General features: G+C 36.5%; 15 protein-coding genes. 10 read left to right on the top strand and 5 right to left on the bottom strand.

Annotation, left to right across the window (positions count from 1 at the left end):
- Window positions 1-46: 46 nt before the first annotated feature.
- The gene (gene argH / locus KFZ58_RS05820) at window positions 47-1447 is read right to left on the bottom strand and encodes an argininosuccinate lyase (protein WP_235793863.1); all 1401 of its coding nucleotides are present in this window, start codon (window positions 1445-1447) and stop codon (window positions 47-49) included.
- A gap of 294 nt (window positions 1448-1741) precedes the next feature.
- On the opposite strand from argH, the gene KFZ58_RS05825 reads away from it, so the two are divergent.
- The 4 genes from KFZ58_RS05825 to KFZ58_RS05840 are packed head-to-tail and all read left to right on the top strand — an operon-like array spanning window position 1742 to window position 6116.
- Entirely contained in the window at window positions 1742-2893 is a 1152-nt protein-coding gene (locus tag KFZ58_RS05825) for an ROK family transcriptional regulator (protein ID WP_255695113.1), read from the top strand.
- Between the two features lie 55 nt (window positions 2894-2948).
- Window positions 2949-4253: a sugar ABC transporter substrate-binding protein gene (locus KFZ58_RS05830; RefSeq protein WP_235793864.1), complete on the top strand. Its 1305-nt coding sequence runs from the start codon at window positions 2949-2951 to the stop codon at window positions 4251-4253.
- 58 nt (window positions 4254-4311) lie between these two features.
- On the top strand, window positions 4312-5289 hold the full coding sequence (locus tag KFZ58_RS05835; protein ID WP_235793865.1) for a carbohydrate ABC transporter permease: 978 nt from the start codon (window positions 4312-4314) through the stop codon (window positions 5287-5289).
- A 17-nt stretch (window positions 5290-5306) separates the two neighbouring features.
- On the top strand, window positions 5307-6116 hold the full coding sequence (locus KFZ58_RS05840) for a carbohydrate ABC transporter permease (RefSeq protein WP_235793866.1): 810 nt from the start codon (window positions 5307-5309) through the stop codon (window positions 6114-6116).
- A 338-nt stretch (window positions 6117-6454) separates the two neighbouring features.
- On the opposite strand, the gene KFZ58_RS05845 is transcribed toward KFZ58_RS05840, so the two are convergent.
- Together KFZ58_RS05845 and KFZ58_RS19325 are read right to left on the bottom strand one after the other, a co-directional pair.
- Complete coding sequence (locus KFZ58_RS05845) at window positions 6455-8794, bottom strand: FIMAH domain-containing protein (RefSeq protein WP_370642443.1); 2340 nt, start codon at window positions 8792-8794, stop codon at window positions 6455-6457.
- Complete coding sequence (locus KFZ58_RS19325; RefSeq protein ID WP_370642444.1) at window positions 8791-9234, bottom strand: PIG-L family deacetylase; 444 nt, start codon at window positions 9232-9234, stop codon at window positions 8791-8793. Before KFZ58_RS19325 ends, KFZ58_RS05845 begins: the two co-directional genes overlap by 4 nt.
- Before the next feature lie 548 nt (window positions 9235-9782).
- Here KFZ58_RS19325 and KFZ58_RS05850 point away from each other — a divergent pair.
- From KFZ58_RS05850 to KFZ58_RS05870, 5 genes are all read left to right on the top strand, one after another.
- The gene (locus tag KFZ58_RS05850) at window positions 9783-10457 is read left to right on the top strand and encodes a GntR family transcriptional regulator (protein ID WP_235793867.1); all 675 of its coding nucleotides are present in this window, start codon (window positions 9783-9785) and stop codon (window positions 10455-10457) included.
- Between the two features lie 184 nt (window positions 10458-10641).
- Complete coding sequence (locus KFZ58_RS05855; protein WP_235793868.1) at window positions 10642-11703, top strand: tartrate dehydrogenase; 1062 nt, start codon at window positions 10642-10644, stop codon at window positions 11701-11703.
- A gap of 121 nt (window positions 11704-11824) precedes the next feature.
- Complete coding sequence (locus tag KFZ58_RS05860; RefSeq protein ID WP_235793869.1) at window positions 11825-13168, top strand: 2-hydroxycarboxylate transporter family protein; 1344 nt, start codon at window positions 11825-11827, stop codon at window positions 13166-13168.
- Window positions 13169-13285: 117 nt separating this feature from the next.
- A complete protein-coding gene (locus tag KFZ58_RS05865) occupies window positions 13286-14434 on the top strand; it encodes a glycerate kinase (protein ID WP_235793870.1) in 1149 nt (382 codons plus the stop codon).
- A gap of 12 nt (window positions 14435-14446) precedes the next feature.
- Window positions 14447-15634, top strand: a complete 1188-nt coding sequence (locus tag KFZ58_RS05870) for a mandelate racemase/muconate lactonizing enzyme family protein (protein WP_235793871.1) — start codon at window positions 14447-14449, stop codon at window positions 15632-15634.
- A 279-nt stretch (window positions 15635-15913) separates the two neighbouring features.
- Here the strand turns inward: KFZ58_RS05870 and KFZ58_RS05875 are convergent, their stop codons facing one another.
- The gene (locus tag KFZ58_RS05875) at window positions 15914-16288 is read right to left on the bottom strand and encodes an FCD domain-containing protein (protein ID WP_370642495.1); all 375 of its coding nucleotides are present in this window, start codon (window positions 16286-16288) and stop codon (window positions 15914-15916) included.
- On the bottom strand, window positions 16282-16347 hold the full coding sequence (locus tag KFZ58_RS19330) for a hypothetical protein (RefSeq protein ID WP_370642496.1): 66 nt from the start codon (window positions 16345-16347) through the stop codon (window positions 16282-16284). Before KFZ58_RS19330 ends, KFZ58_RS05875 begins: the two co-directional genes overlap by 7 nt.
- A 579-nt stretch (window positions 16348-16926) precedes the next feature.
- Between KFZ58_RS19330 and KFZ58_RS05880 the strand changes: the two genes are divergently transcribed.
- Window positions 16927-17934, top strand: a complete 1008-nt coding sequence (locus tag KFZ58_RS05880) for a 2-keto-3-deoxygluconate permease (protein ID WP_235793872.1) — start codon at window positions 16927-16929, stop codon at window positions 17932-17934.
- The last annotated feature ends 157 nt before the right edge of the window (window positions 17935-18091 follow it).

The raw sequence follows: 18091 nt of genomic DNA on the forward strand, positions 1-18091 counted from the left end.
CTCCTTAATATCATTTAGGGAAGGGTAATAACTGCCCAGAATAGTTTTACTTTTTTCTCCTCTGTATCATATTTAATACCACTCTAGGATTTGTTCCACCTGTTACTTTTCTTTTTTCAATAAAGTGTTTGGGATCAAGAATAGATTTCCAATCCTTACTTTTTAATGTAATATTTTCTAACCACTCATTCACTGTAGCTAATGGTAATTCATATAATTCTTTGTTTGCAGCATCTGCACGCTTTGCTACAATGCTGGCTTTTTTATGGGCAATTCTAAAAGGAGTTTCATAGTCTCGGGCAAGTACATCAGCAAGTTCAGTTATTGTAATCATATTTTCTCTTGCTTGTTGGTAAGCTCGCTCTTTATTGAAATCCATTGTAAGAATAACTGCACGCATTAATTTTATTACTCTAATTGCTTTTTGATACCCATTATATAAATGGGGCTGCAGATCATCTTCCGTGTCGTTTATATCTCCGTATGGTGTATTATGAATCATATGAAGTACAGCCATTCCCTCAGCTCCAGCACTGCTGGCTATGGCACGCGAATGCTCCATGGAAACTGGATTTCTTTTTTGGGGCATAATACTGCTTATCTGAACATATGCATTAGAGACTTTTACCAATCCAACCTCTTTTGAAGCCATTCGCAAAAGTTCCTGTATCCATCTTCCCATATTCGTCATAAGGCTTATTAATGTCTGGGCAGCCTCTATCAAATAATCCCCAGTACCGATTGCATCATAGGAATTTTCTATTAATCCATCGAATTCAAGCAGTTCTACCATACGTTCTCGATTTATAGGAAACCCCGTTGTGGTGACAGCAGCTGCGCCCATAGGGGATTGATTCACAGTCTGATATGCCTGTTGTAATCTTCTTATATCTCTGGATAAATTATCATAAATTGCAACAAGGTAGTGTCCGAATGTAGTTGGCTGTGCTGGTTGAGTATGGGTATGGGCTGGTATAATGGTTTCTATATGCTGTTCGGCTTGATAGAGAATTACTTGATTTAATTCTTCTGCATTTTCAATAGTCTGCTTCAGGTAGTTCCGTATCACTATCCGATACATTGCTTCACCCATATCATTTCTGCTTTTTGCAATATGCATTTTACCTGCTAATTCATCACCAATATGGTCTCCAATTTTGGATTCTACTAAAAAAAATAAATCCTCATATTGTGCTGAATATGTTAATTCACTTTTATCAAGGTTTTCTACTAGTTGTATTCCTTCCAAAGCTTTATTACACTCTTGTTTCGTAAGAATATTTTGCTCTGTCAGCATAATGGTGTGTGCCTTATGTACTTTAAACATTGCTTCAAATAAGTGGTCTTTTTGATCATCAAATACGGGTTTTAATAATTGTTCCACATATGTTTTCCCGGGAAATTCAATACCTTCAGCAAGCTCAAACTCAGTTTTAAATTTATTCATCTAATCATCACCTCAAAATTTAATAGAATTTCTAGTTAGTAAACTTTACTTACTAATTCCGTTTTTATTATTGTATATAAAAGCCCTTACATTGTAAAGTGTCAATTGTTTTAAAAATGTTTAAACTTAAAAAATAATATTTATTATAAAAGAAAGCGTTGACATATCAGAATTATTATAGTATTATCAGTTTTAGTTAATAAGTTAACCTTACTAACTTATTGAAAGATAATTAATTATAGAGGGGAGGGAATAGCCATAAGTATTCAGGACATCCAGGTAAGTTCGACTAACATAAAAGATTTAAACAAAAGAAAAATTATACATTACATTCAAAGAAATCAAGGGAGTTCACGATCTGATATTTCTAAAGCTTTGTTTATCAGTAAGCCAACGGTATCAAATTTTGTTGATGAGTTGCTATCGGAGGGATGGGTCAGTGAGAAAGAAAGTGAAAAAGGTAGTTCCTCTGGTGGGAGGAAGCCATACCAGGTATTCTTTAACCAAGACGCATACTATCTGGTTGGGGTAGACATAGGAGGAACCTCGATAGAAATGGCTGTCATGAATTTGGCAGGGGAAATTATAAATAAAACGGCTTTTGAAACTCAACTCTATGTGGGTAGTCAACTTATTGCTGTAATTGCTGATAACGTCACAAATCTTATTCAAAACAGCAACCTTGAAAATGACCAAATATTTGGTGTGGGGATTGGTGTTCCAGGAATCACAAATGTAAATGATGGTATTGTAATGGATGCCCCTAGTATTGGTTGGAAAAACATACCTTTACAATCTCATCTTGAAGAGCTCCTTCCGTTTCCGGTTTATCTAGACAACGATGTGAATGTTGCTGCCTTAGGTGAACTCTGGAAAGGAGTAGGGAAGACTAATTACAATTTTTTAATGATAACACTTGGAACTGGTATCGGGTGTGGATTGATTATTAATGGCCAACTTTATCGAGGTTCTTCTTATGCAGCAGGGGAAATAGGCTACATGGTTACGGATAAAGATTCTGCAGAGAAAAAATATGAACATACTTTTACGGGATATGGATTTTTAGATAATCATGTTGGTGGGCCCTCAATTACAAGAAGAATGCTTAATTATTTAGGAGAAACTGAAGAAAGCGAATGGACAGCGAAGAAAATATTCCAAATGGCAAATCAGAGAGATGAAACTGCTTTAGAAATTCTTAATGAGCCCTTGTCTCATCTTTCCTTTGGACTAATTAATGTAATATCTTTATTAAACCCGGAAAGGATTGTATTGGGAGGTAGAATTTCAAAGTCTATGAATCAATTTTTACCATATTTATCTACAACAATTGAAAAACATATACCAATACAAACAGAGCTTGAGACGACAGGTGTCAAAGATGTTTCGTTGTTAGGAGCGGGCTACTTGTTGTTAAAGGAACACGATTCAATATTAAAAATGTAATTAGTGCTCAATAATGGACTTCTGTTCTAAAAAAATATTAGTAGGAGGTTTTAAAATGGTACAGAAATGGAGATTTGCACTATTGGGAGTTTTGGTATTGTTTGTAATTGCTGCTTGTTCAGGTGGAGATGATGAAACTTCTGGAAGTGAATCAGAAAATGGTGATGGGGAAATCACTTTGGAATATTGGCAGTACGCTTTTGATTCAAAGGTTACCTTAATGGATGAATTAATTGAGGAATTTGAGCAGGAAAATCCTGGTATAACAATTGAGCAAACAACTTTCCCTTATGATCAATATAATGAACAAGTAGCTGCCCAAGTGCCTGCCGGTAGGGGGCCGGATGTAATTAATTTATTTTATGGTTGGGTGCCATCCTATGTGGACGCTGGTTATTTACAGCCACTGCCCCAGGATGCTTTTCCACATGAAGAAATAGAAGATGAATTTTTCCCATTAGTAGATGCAACTAAAATAGACGATGAGTACTGGACGATACCGACAGCGGTGAGAACACTGGCGTTGTTCTACAATAAAGACCTTTTCGAAGAGGCAGGCCTTGATCCTGAAGCTCCTCCAGAAACGTGGGATGAACTTCAGGAATATGCAGTAGAATTAACTGAAAGAGATGATAATGACGTTTTAGTGCAATCCGGTATGGCATGGCAACCGGATCAACAAGGGCATCATTGGCTTAGAGATGGTCTGACTTTGCAGGCTGGAGGAGAAGTATTGAGTGAAGACCGTAGAGAAGTAGTTTGGGATGAAGATCCAGCAGGATTTGAAGCATTTGAATACTGGTTAAGCTTCCCTGGTGAACTGGGTACTTCCGAGCAAGGCTTTTATACCGATGATGTGACAGCTTTTGTTACAGAAAATGCTGCAATGAATATTGATGGATCATTCCGAGTTGGAACACTTCAGAGTGATGCGCCTGATTTAAATTATGGTATTGCACCACTTCCAGCACAGGATGAACAATCTACCAATGCTTCATTTTGGACGAATGGTATTACTGCAGACGTAGAAGGTGAAAAACTGGACGCTTCGATTAAATTTCTTGAGTTTTTAACCAGTGAGGATGTAATGGAAAGATGGCTGGATGCTACAGGTGAGCTTCCTGCTAAAGAAGCAGTTGCAATGCAGGATGAATTTGTAAATGATGAATTATATGGTCCATTTATTGAATCTTTACCTTATGCGAATGCCCATTTCTTTATAGATGAAACTGGAGAACGTGACCTTGTGATCGAAGCTGCCAATAAAGTTTTACTAGAAGGAGCAGATCCGGAGGAAGCTTTCAATGAATTAGTGGAAGCTACACAGGCACTTTATGATGAGTATTGGAGCGATAAATAAAAGGTTTTTGGGATTGAGGGGGTACCCTTAATCCCTAATTACTATAAGGAGGTGCACTATGGAGCAATTAAATACGTCACCAGATTATGATAAGAAAGATAGAAAGCCAAAGAAAAGACAAAACCCATCCTTCCTATATAAAATGAGAAATAACTACAAATATCAAAAATACTTTTTCATTATTATTTGTTTATTGCTTCCACTCATCTTCTATATAGGTATACGGATTTTACCTACTTTGTTTACCTTTAATGTGGGATTTAGGGAGTGGAATCTTCTTTCAACGGGAGAGAGGCCCTTTGTGGGGCTTTCAAATTTTGTAACATTATTTCAGGATGAAGTTTTTCTTAAATCCCTGCTTAACACCTTTATATATATAGTAATAGGAGTTATTGGCCAATTAACGCTTGGTATAACTGTTGCGCTCTTGCTGCACAAAATCAATCGTTTTGTAGGGTTGTTCAGGGTTATTTATTTTATTCCATATGTAACAAGTATTGTTGCTATAAGCTGGATATTTCAATGGCTTTTCATGAGCAATGGTTTTGTTAATGATTTATTGATAAATTTAGGTTTCTCACAGCAACCTTTTTTAAATTCACCAGATCAAGCAATCTTCGTAATATCGGCAGCTATGATTTGGCAATCTATTGGATTTCAAATGGTCTTATTTCTCGCTGGGTTATCAAATATACCAGAAATGTTATATGAAGCGGCTGATATTGACGGAGCAACTCCATGGCAGAAATTTTGGCATGTAACAGTTCCATTACTCAACCCAACTATCGTGTTCTCCTCCATAATTGGGATGATAACATTTATCCAGGTTTCTTTTACTCAAGTCGTTAATATGAGTATGGATGGCAGTGGAGGACCATTAAATTCTACAATTTCAGTTGTTGTATATATTTATCAAACTGCCTTTCAGCAATATGATATGGGACTAGCTTCTGCTGCAACCGTAGTATTATTCCTATTTATTATGGGGTTGACTATTTTTCAAATGAAAGTTCTAACGAAGAAATTTGATTATTGATAAGGGAGGCGAAAAAAGTGAAACCGGGAAAATTATTACCTTATATAGTACTTATAATAGGTGCAGTTTTAATGCTTTTTCCATTTATATGGATGGTATCCACTTCCTTGAAAGCGCCAATGGACATCTTTAATCTGAACATAATCCCTGAAAGCCCTACTTTAGCAAATTATATTCAGATTCTGCAAGAGAGTATGTTTGTTAGGTGGTTCTTCAACAGTATAATCATTGCAGTGATTACGACAATTAGTGTAATATTCTTTGATACACTTGTAGGATACATTATAGCTAAATTTAACTTTTTCGGAAAGAAACTTTTATTTATATTAATTCTCAGTACCTTAATGGTACCTGTTGAAATGCTAATTATCCCTTGGTATATGATGAGCTCGGAATTAGGGTGGACAGATACATATTGGGGTATCTTATTTCCAGGTTTAATGACAGGGTTTGGGGTATTTTTGATGAAGCAGTTTATGGAACAGATACCTGAGGATCTATTGAATGCTGCACGTATTGATGGAATGAATGAGTTTTCAATCTTCTTTAAAATAGCTGTTCCCCAAGTTTGGCCAGCAATATCTGCTTTAGGTATATTTTCATTTCTCAGTAACTGGAACGCGTTTCTGTGGCCGTTGATTGTAACAGAATCTTCTAGCCTTAGAACATTGCCGGTCGGGTTGTCGTACTTTTCATCTGGAGAGGCTGAATCCCAATGGCATTTGATAATGACCGGAGCTACAATTTCTGTTATTCCTTTAATTTTGGTTTTTATCTTTCTACAGCGTCATATAATTAAGGGAATTGTTTTAACAGGAATGAAGTAATATAGCGTGATTTTTTATCAATAGAATTTAAGGCATCTCTCAGTTTAACTTTTTCTGAGAGATGCCTTTTGCTTATAGGTGTTTGTTACTACACCTAGGTTGAGGATGCTGAAAACAAATATCATTTAACAGAAAAGGAATAAACACTAGATAAAATATGGAAGGTTCTATTGTTGATCAATAAATGAAGAGAAAACATTTATATGCCATTATCCTCATCAATATTTGGTGGCGAGACTTCATTTTGAATTGGTCCTAATGGAATGAATGCATAGCCAAACTCTATGTTTAATCCCCCTTGTAACAATCTGAAATTAATACAAGGGGGATAAATTATTCTACTGCCATTTTTCAATCAAAGAGTCCGCATCTTTATCCAAATCGCTGTATGCCTTCTCGGAAACTGATTCGTTCTCCAGCAATTGATTCATTAGTTGTTTAAAGCTAGACATATGTTTAACAACTTTTGTACCTTGCTCCTTATTCTCATAGTGGTCAACAGATGTTAAGTGAGTTGTTAATAAATGAACATCGTCCTCGTTATTAAATTCACCGTCATCCGCTAGACGCTCTACTAATCTTTTCATTTTAGATGCACTAATTTCTTCAACATTTTCATCGGCGCCATAACTTAAGAGGTTGGTGAAGATGCGATATCCACCAGGTACTTGATTATTGATTTGACGATAGAACACTAAGCTGGAATACAGATAGGTTCCTTCTCCATAATCTGTCATCAAAATACCACCATCAAACGGATCTTCTCCTGGGTCGGCCATGCTTACAAACGTTTCATATCGATTATCCCAGTTCATAGGGAAGTACAGTCCTCTTTCTTGTACCCAGCCATCCCAGTCGCTTTCTGATATTTTGTTTGGAAAGTTAAATAATTTATGATCTGGCTGTGTCATAGTAACTGGTGCCTCTTCATCTGTAACTCGCCATTCAATCGACGGACTACCTAATTCTAATGAATAGGGTGGAGTTTCATTTACATCCCAATTATCCCCCGGTTTATGATATTGGACAACGACATGTCCTCCATTTTCAGCATAATCAAGTAAACGCTGATTGTTTTCTATTAAATCTGGCCGTGATAGGTTTGCTCTAATGCCTGTTACAATAGTATCGTATTGACTCAAGTCACCTGATTCCAAATCTGCTTCACTTAATTTCGTTACATCAAATCCTACATTCAGTAAATAATCGGCTACCTCATCAAAACCACTTTCAATATAACCGACTTTAAGGTTATCCGGTTTTAATAACTCAAATGCTACCGTACTTACAGTAGATGGATATTGATAATAGGAATCGTTTATATGATCGTATTTTATTTCCTGAACAGTGGTATCATAAGTTTCTTCATCTGATTCAGCAATCACATCAAAAGAATAGTCACCTTCTTCTATATCAGACGGTGGACTTACATTGAAAGTTACTTCTTGCTCCTCCAGACGCTCTGTCAATGTTACTTCCTTCTGTTCAGTGTCTGTTGTCCATCCTTCAGGCAAATTCAATGATACTTCTGCATCCTTTTCTCCGTTAAAATAATTTTTCACATTAACAGAAACAGGAACCTCTTCTTGTAAATCCGCCGTATTTATAGTTAACTTATCTGGATCTGCCTCTACACTAAGAGCAGGTAACACGGCAATAGTATCATCTAATTCTAACATTTTGGTAGTGTGCGTTCCTTTTTCTTTAAACGAAACTTGAGTTTGTAAGACTGAATCCTCATATGGTTGGTAGTATGTCTCGTCTTCAGGTACTGTAACATTGAAAACGACTGTTTTGGATTGGTCTGGATTTAAGTGTTTAAGATTTTGGCTTTCTTCATGTTCCCAGTTTTCAGAAGTGACAAGAGAAGCTTCAACGTTTTTTATTTTTTGATTTCCTTCATTGGTGACTTCCATGGTTACTTGTGTTTCTTCTCCCTGTGTTAAAACCTCTGAATCGATTGTAGTTTCGACATTAAGACTAGAAGAGACAAAGCTTACTTGTTGTAATTGTTCTTTTTTAAGTTCGAGCTTATGAACCAAATCATTTTTAGTACTCTCGTCCATATCAGTATTCTTAGTCATTTTTAATACTTTTTGAACATCTTTTATAGCGTTCTGAGTAGCTGGAAAAATTTCATCTCTGTTTGGATAAAGTTCAATTATGGTTTCGATCTCCTGCTGCAACTTTTCTAATTGGTTACCTAGCCCTTTTTTAGGGACTATTTCCGCCCAATCATTCAGGTTATAAGGAATACTGGAGAATAGATCATCATTTTCGCTGTCTCCTGATGATTTAACCAGCTCCAAGTGAGTTTGTCTAGGTTCTGCAGGTATGTCATTTCCCATTCCCTGACTCTTATGCAAATATCTTGATTCTTCTCCAAGTTGGGGATAAGTCATTCCATAAATAGGATCATAATCACCTATTTCGATGGATGTTGTAGCAGTTTCTTCAGATTCTGCAGGCAAATATAATTTCTTTATTTGCCAAACATCCAATCCTTCCTCAAGCTGCTCTGGGTAAACAGATGGATCTGCTGCATCCTCAAATGCTTGTTCACTTAAGATCGTGATTGTTCTATGATGGCCGTGCTGACTTTCTACATCTCGGAAAGAAGGCATAACAATATCTGGCTTATATGTGCGAATGAAGCGGATGAGACGCTCATAAGTCAAATCCTCCCCCACTTTTCCAAAGTTTCTTGAGGTGACTTGGAGAAGCCGAAGTCGTAAATGGGATCAGAAGTAGTTTCGCTCAAGTGATATGCTGTTACCCCAGTAATTTCGGCCGCTTCAATCATTTCGTTTGATCGAATAATACCCAGTCCATTCCCTAATTCACTTCCAATCTCATTCTGACCTCCTTCTCCACGGTTTGCTATAAGACTAGAAGTCTGTACACCCAATCCACGTGATAGATATGCAAGGAAATCACTCCGTTCATCGTCTGGATGTGCCCCAGTATTTAGAAAACTCACAGTTGTACTAAGCGGTTTTACTGCATTCCATAAATCTACATCTGGCTCTTCTTGTCCATCGGTTGCTACTGAACTTTGTAGTGGCAAAAGAGATAGAATTAACACGACTGAAAAAAGTACAGAGAAAATTTTCCTCATAATATGAAACCCCTTTCATTATTTTTTACAAAGTAATATTTATTCATTTACACCCCCCTTTTCGATCAAGTTAGTTAGTAAACTTTATTTACTAACTATTCAAAAATTACTTTGTACTAGAATAATACCATTGTTTATTGAAAATAGTAAATATTAAAAAAGTACTATCTTAGTAGATTTAGTAGTGAGAAAGTAGCGGTCAAATAGAACTACTATGAAATGTAGCAGTTATAAAAATTCTTCAGGATATTTTTAAACTACTAGCCTGAATGGTACGGCAAGAACAAAGAGCTAGAATTGAAAGATCAGCGCCCCTTTTCTTGTCCATCTGGTGTATGGAAGTTCTATATTACTAAGATAGTGAGAGTTTAATTGTGTTTGGGACTGGAAAATATTATATTACTCCAAGTCCACTCTGTGATATAGTAAAATATAGGGGTCGGATCCTCAACTGCTCTTTTATGGAAACAATATTACTTAAATAAGATACCAATCTTTTTATGAATCAAAAATGCTTAGTATAAAACTCGAAAGGAATGATGTAAGAAATGAGCAATTTATCCTTGGAAAAAAGGGAACCTTATTATGTTCAATTTTATCATATGATTAAACAAATGATTTTTGAAGGGAAATATCAGCCAGAGGAAAGAATCAATGAAACTCAGTTGGCGAAGGAATACAATGTGAGCAAAAGTCCAATAAGAGAAGCAATAAGAATTCTTGAAAATGAAGGACTGTTAGTGGTAGATAAGTCAAAAGTAATTGTTTACAAACCTACATTGAAAGATGTAATGGATATCTATCAATGTCGCATGGCGCTTGAATCATTTGCGGTAAAGTTAACAACAAAAATAGCTACAGATGCTGAACTTAAAGACATTGAAGATACGTTGAAGACAACGGAAACTGCTATACAAGCAGAAGAGGAATCCAATAAAATTATTTCGCTTAATGAAAATTTCCATCATTTAATCCTCACATATTGCAGAAATAGTCGTCTTCAAAAACAGGTCAATAATCTAAAGGCACTTATAAACTATTTTCGAATATTGAATTTTAAAGGAGAATTAAGAGCGAAGGAAATTTTGGGACAGCATCGAAAGATTTTCGATTATATAGAACAAAGAGATGAAATAAGTGCATCAACAGAAATGATTAAACATTTAGAACTTGATGTTAAGCATTTAATGGAGATACTTAATGTTACAGAAGAAAAAACATGAATTTAATAACCTTTATAAAGCTGGATCCCGTATATGTGGAATACAGCTTTTTTAGTTGGATGAAAAATAATAAAAGAAATAAAAAAGCTATTGCAAAAAGTTAAAATATATTATATTATAATTCTAAGAATTAATACAGTCGACTAACGACTCTTATAATTATTTACTTAGGAGGAATTCGAGAATGAATAAATTTAAAGTGGCAACTATTCCAGGAGATGGGGTCGGTAAAGAAGTAGTACCTGCTGCTAAGGAAGTTTTGAAAGCGGTATCGGAAGTGCATGGTGGGCTATCATTTGAGTTTACTGATTTCCCTTATAGCTGTGAGTACTATTTAGAGAATGGTGTTATGATGCCTGAAGACGGTCTAGAAAAACTTAAAAATTTTGATTCGATATTCTTAGGAGCAGTTGGAAATATCAAACTAGTACCTGATCATATTTCCTTATGGGGACTTTTAATTAAACTTCGCCGTGAGTTTGAACAAGAAATTAATATTCGACCTGCCAAAGTCCTTAGTGGTGTCAAATCCCCACTAGTCAATCCAAAAGATTTTGATCTAATTGTTGTCAGGGAAAATAGTGAAGGGGAGTATAGTGAAGTTGGTGGCAGGATCTTCCGTGGGGATAACGAAATTGCCATTCAAAATAATATTTTTTCTCGGAGAGGTACAGAACAGGCAATGCGGTATGCGTTTGAGTTAGCATCTAAACGCAACAAGCATGTAACCAGCGCTACGAAGTCCAATGGTATTGTCCATTCCATGCCATTTTGGGACGAGATATTTAAAGATGTTTCTAAAGATTATCCGGAGATTCAAACAGATTCCCAACATATCGACGCACTGGCTGCCTTCTTTGTAACACATCCGGACAAATTCGATGTGATTGTAGCTAGTAATCTGTTTGGAGATATCTTAACGGATATAGGTGCTGGAATAATGGGTAGTGTTGGAATTGCTCCAGCTGCAAATATTAATGTAAATGGTAAGTACCCATCCATGTTTGAACCTGTTCATGGTTCAGCGCCCGATATTATTGGAAAAGGAATTGCAAATCCAATTGGCCAAATTTGGACAGCGAAAATGATGCTTGATCATATGGGAGAAGGTGAAATAGGTGCAGAACTGTTGGATGTCATTGAAAGCACAACAAGTGATGGTATTATAACCCCGGACATCAGTGGAAAGCATACAACAAAAGAGGTAACAGAAGAAATTATTACCCGTTTAAAATCTAGAGCCTAACATCATAGAATCTGTAACACATATATGAATCTATCGAAATTGATAGATTCATATATTGACAAATATATGCAAACGCTTTCGATGAAAGATTTATGAAAAAAACAATAAAAGGAGTGTTAAGATGAGCAGTGTGAAAAAGGAACAGGTAGTGGACAATTATGATTTGGAACCAAAACAGAAATTTAAAATCGCTGGTATTGATGGAACAATATTTTTAGCAATTACTGCTGTATTACTCGTTGCTGTTTATATGGAAATCTTGCCGGTGAATTTTGCAAGTGGGTTTATCGTTTCTGTGGTTATGGGGTTATTATTAATGTGGGTAGGCAATCAGATACCAGTATTTAGTACATTTGGCGGAGGGCCTATTCTTTGTATCCTAATACCGGCATTATTTCTGTACTGGGGATGGTTACCTGAGAGTATGGGAGCTCTTACAGACACATTTTACAATGAAATTGGTTTTTCTGATTTTGCTGTAACAGGTATTATTGTAGGTAGTATTTTAAGCATGGACCGTAAGATGTTAATGAAGGTTGGCGTGCGATTTTTTATTCCTCTTTTAGGTGCAATTTTCTCAGGGTTATTAATTGGTGGACTGGTTGGGGAGTTAATCGGATTTGGATTTGGTCAGACTATTTTCTATGTTGTTGGCCCGATCATGGGTGGAGGTATGGCGGCAGGAGCTGTACCGATGGCAGAAATCTTTGCATCCAGTAGCGGTGATGATGCAGGAGCGATATTAGCTCAAATCGCACCAGCCGTAATGGTAGGAAATATGATTTGTATTCTTGCTGCAGGTGCCTTGAATGGCCTTGGAAAAAGAAAAAACAGACCGAAAAACTTTTCTGGTGATGGAGAGATATTGAGATTAAAAGAAGGCGAGGAAAAGATTGATTTAAAAAGTGATAACTCTGCCTTTCCATTTTCCTTAAACAGTCTGAGTATTGGGATTATCATAGCTACTACTATTTTTGTTTTTGGTCAAATTGTTGCTGAATTAATACCGGGGTTTCATTACTATGTATGGATTATTTTAGGGGCAGCAGCTTTAAAAATATTCAACCTCCTACCTGAATATATTGAAAAAGCTGCAGAGGATTGGTATGAACTAATTACAAAAGCGTGGGTGCCAGCTATCCTTGTGGCAATCAGTGCTGGCATGATTGATTTTACTAGTGTAATTGAAATTGTTACGAACCCAAGTTATATCAGTTTAACAGTCATAACAGTAATTGTTGCAGTGCTTGCTGCAGGATTCATTGGTTTGCTTGTTGGTTTCTATTTTATTGAATCTTCCATTGCTGCAGGTATTGGTATGGCGGACATGGGTGGATCGGGTGACGTAGCTGTGCTAAGTGCAGCAGAAAGAATGGGATTAATGCCATTCTTGCAGATTTCATCGCGGATAGGTGGAGCAATTATGTTAATTATTTTATCTATTTTAGCTCCTTTCCTAATGTAAAAGGTCATATTTAAATGTAATGAAAACATAACGGAATTGAATGTTCGTTATGTTTTCACGTGTAATTTGTTACAAGGAGCGGAAAAACGAAATATATAGACGGAGGGAGTGTTGAGGGTGAAAGTTTTAATTGCTATCGATTCATTTAAAGGAAGTATTTCTTCAATAAAAGGAAGTGAAGCTATTTCATTAGGCCTAACTGAAGCTTATAATGATGCAGAAATTAGTACTCTTCCATTGGCTGATGGCGGAGAAGGAACTGTTGAAGCTTTGGTTCACTCAACAGAAGGTCAATGGATAGAAAAAATGGTGAGAGGCCCACTTGACGAAAATGTAAATGCAATGTATGGAGTCTCGGGTGATGGAAAAACAGCTATGATTGAAGTTGCAGCTGCCTGCGGACTCCCACTCATTTCACGAGATTTGCTGAATCCTTTGAAAACAAGCACTTACGGTGTAGGAGAGCTTATAAATGATGCCATCGAAAAAGGGTGTCGCCATTTTATTATCGGTTTGGGTGGGAGTGCAACCAATGATGCCGGGGTCGGCATGCTGCAGGCATTGGGATACAAATTTTTGGATGATCAAAATCAGGAGGTTAAAACCGGGGGTAAAGTACTTAGGGAGATTCAGCATATTGACACGAATCTAGTAAATCCATTATTAAAGGACTGTAAATTTCAGGTGGCATGTGATGTGAATAACTACCTCTATGGTGTAAATGGTGCCGCATATGTATATGGTCCCCAAAAAGGTGCGACAGAAGATGATGTAAAAGAATTAGATAAAGGACTTGAGAGTTTTGCAAACAGGGTTTCTCAAGAACTTAAACTCGATATTCATGCTATTGAAGGTGCTGGAGCTGCCGGTGGTTTAGGCGCTGCATTTGCGGGCTTTTTAAATGCCGATTTACAGTCTGGAATTGAACTTGTTTTAGAGATTATTGGATTGGAAAAATATATTCAAGGCGCGGATTTTGTTATAACTGGGGAAGGGATGCTGGATGGCCAGACTTCGATGGGAAAAGCTCCAATTGGTGTTGCTCAATTGGCTGAAAAATACGATGTCCCTGTCATTGCTTTAGCCGGTGGAATCAATCAGGATAATTTCATCTTAAATGACCGAGGGATGACATCCTGCTTTTCTATAATAAATGCACCTATGACTTTGGGTGAGGCTATGGATTCAGATACAACTTTTCGAAACTTAAGATTTACCGCCAATCAGTTATTCCGATTGGTGAAAGCTATACATATAGTAGATTAGGGAGAGGATACTATGAAAATTACTGATGTAAAGATCTTGCCTGTAAATCGATTTTTATATGTAAAAGTGTTCACGGACGAGGGTATTGTTGGTTTAGGTGAATCTGGAGCATGGGGATTTCTTGATGCTTCTGCCGAGGCGGTTAACTCGTTTAAGACGTATCTAATTGGAAAAGATCCACTTCAAATAGAGCATCACTGGCAATATATGTATCGTTCTTTTCATTTTAGAGGCGCAGCAATCATGGGAGCAATTAGTGCTATTGACATAGCCTTATGGGACATTGCCGGTAAATGGTTTAATGTGCCAACTTATATGCTACTAGGAGGAAAAAGCAGAGATAAAATTAGAACCTATTACCATGTCCACGGAGAAACTACAGAAGAACTAGTGGCTAATTGCATGAAAGCAAAAGAGCTCGGTTTTAATGCGATTGGTCATTTGTCGCCTTTCTTGGACGAACCAAGAAGTACGCCTTATTTTGAACCTTATGTAAAAATGATCAATGAAGCTACAGAGCGGGTGAGAATTATACGTGAAGCAGTTGGTAATGATATGGATTTATGCTTGGAATTACATAGAAGAATGCAGCCTGGGGAAGCAGTTGCCTTCTCAAAGGCGGTTGAAAAGTACCATCCATTCTTCTTGGAAGATCCAGTTATACCCGATAATTTTGATTCGATGGCACTTATAGCTAGCAAGTCTAATGTACCAATTGCTACTGGCGAAAGAATTCATACAATCCAGGAATTCGAAATGCTTTTATCCAGAAACGCCATGTCTTATGCAAGGACAAGTGTATGTTTATGCGGTGGAATTACTGGTACAAAGAAAATTGCTGCAATAGCAGAAGCGCATGGGGTACAGATTGTTCCTCATAACCCATTAAGTCCGGTAAGTACAGCAGCATGTATTCAAATTGCGACTGCAGTAGATAATCTGGCTATACAGGAACTACCTGATCACAATACCTTATCTGCCACAGAAAGGTTTACCAGTTCCGAGACTATCCAGGAAGAAAGTTTTAAACAGAGCGATTTCGTAACATGGGTTCCTACAGTGACAGATGGCTTTATTGATGTGCCTAAACAAGTAGGAATTGGTATGGATTTAGTAGAAAACGCAGACGAGAAGTTTCCGTATAAAAGAAGGGAGATAAATACTAGACTTCACGTAGATGGATCTGTGATTGATCAATAATTAGCTAAAGAACTGGTCCTTACGACAGTACATCATAGCAACCCGTTAAATTATGAAATTGTTTCTAAAAAAATATTATTAAAACAAATTAAGCGTGGTACCTTCACCAATTCATAATGAGGTACCACGCTTTAATTCACTGCGGGTTAGCCTCGCCCTCTACTCTCTAACCTTCATAAGAAAGGTAGGCTGATTTCCAAATTCCCCCATATCATTCATAATCTTTACTCCCTAAAATATGCAAACAAAAGTCTAGATCTGCTTGAAGGCGATTTTCCATCAGTTGCTTAGCTGCCTGCCCATCTCTGTTTTTAATCGCTTTTCCTCGTGCTCATCAATTAGAAAAGGGCGCATGTGCAGCACTACAGTTTTACGAAAAAGATAGATAATTGACTTCATGTGGTTAATGATATCAATGATTTCTGAGTTACCACTTGCCTGAACAATTAATTCATGAAAATGTTCGTTTGCTTTCATAACCTCTTCAGTTGTTCCTTCTCGCCCAAATTTAATACATTGAGAAAGTGAATTTAATTTCTCTTCAGGTAAATATATTGCTGCTGCTTGACTTGAAAATCCTTCTAGGAGGATCCTTACTTGAAATAAGTTTCGTAAATCTTTATCGGTAGATTGTACGACCTTTTTATTTATAATAAGCCCTCATATATTAATTGCCTAAGAGCTTCCCTTATAGGTGTACGGCTAAAGCCCAATTCCTGAGCAAGCCTTTATTTTAATTGGCGAAGCATTCGGAGCTGTTATCAATTTGGTAACCTTGCCATCCCCCAAAACACTTAAAACATGGACACTTGAAGGATTTATCGCTGGGTTAACAGGATTATCGATGGTTTATATATTGTACCTATTATCGTCGATATTACTAAGCTTATAAGATTTATTTACGAAGTTACTTTGATAATAGACGAGCATTTTGAGTTAATCTCTTTTCAGAGGGGTTTATATCCTTACCCTCAGTTATCTTTTTCTTTAATAGTCTAATGATATTTGATAGTAGATTTATTAATCAAGAAATATACATTTAACTTTTGATTACTTTCATTTTATTACTAATTATTTTTTATACGAAAATATACAATAATAATATTGACAAATTGAAAATAAGTGATAATATAGAAATCAAGATATAAGTAAACGGTTACAAAAACAATAATGGAATTTGCGAAATTCGGCGAGGGGTGACAGAAGATGAAAATTAAACGATCAGAGATTTACTCAGAGAAAAGTTCTTTCTTGTTAAAAGAATCAATAAATAAAATGGGGATGTGAATTGAATGATTTTAAAATATGTGAATAAAATTCCTGCTGGCATCATGGTTGTTCCATTGCTTTTGGGTAGTTTAATTTATACATTTATTCCATCTGTATTGGAAATAGGTAGTATAACTACTGCATTATTTTCTAATGCGGGTGTCAATACGTTGATAGGAGCACAGTTATTTTGTTTGGGTACTGCACTAAAACTTGGTGATATGTTTCATGTCCTTAAAAGAGGTGGAACACTGTTAATTTCAAAATTTGCTATAGGAGCTGGAATAGCGATCGCGTTTGGATATATATTTGGTCTTGCTGGAGTATTTGGAATTTCTGCACTTGCTGTTGTTGCAGCCGTTACTAATAGTAACGGAAGTATGTACTTAGCATTGGTAAGTGAATATGGAGATGATGTTGATGCAGGCGCTTTTCCACTTTTAGCACTCAATGATGGCCCAGTATTTACTTTGTTAGCTCTTGGTGCTTCAGGGCTTGCGAGTATAGGGATTACGGAACTTGTAGCAGCAGTTGTCCCTATGGCAGTTGGGATGCTGTTAGGTAATCTAGACGAAGGTTTTCAAGATCTATTCAAGCCGGTTGGAACAGCTTTAATTCCGTTAGTTGGATTTGGTCTCGGGGCAGGGATTAATATCTTGGATATATTCAGAGGTGGACTCTCTGGAATACTACTAGGTTTAATTACAGTTTTCGTAGGAGGTTTGTTTATTCTGTTTTTTGATAGAAAAATTAGTAAAAGACCTGGATATGCAGCTTGGGCTGTAGCAACTACTGGAGGAAATGCTGTTGCTGTTCCTGCTATTGTTGCATCAGTTGATTCAGCATATGAACCTTATGTTGCTTCTGCTACTGTACAAGTTGGAGCTTCAGTAGTTTTTACTGCATTATTGGTTCCAATAATTACGAACTGGTGGGCTAAAAAGTATGGAAGCCCTCAATATCCACTTGAAAGCCAAATTAATGAAGAAACAAAAATAAGTATAAATAGGAAGACCATAGAAGAAAATTAGTAAAAAAATTGTTTATTTTGTAGAAAATATATCAAAGAGACTGAAACTATATCTCAATCGTTCATATTTACACAGAAGTAGACCTAAATAATCAAGATATCAAACATAGATTCATTGATTCAAAGAAAAAATGGGTTATAGGTGAGATGTTGAAGAT

The sequence above is a fragment of the Virgibacillus sp. NKC19-16 genome (assembly GCF_021560035.1).
Taxonomy (GTDB): Bacteria; Bacillota; Bacilli; order Bacillales; family Amphibacillaceae; genus Virgibacillus_L; species Virgibacillus_L salidurans.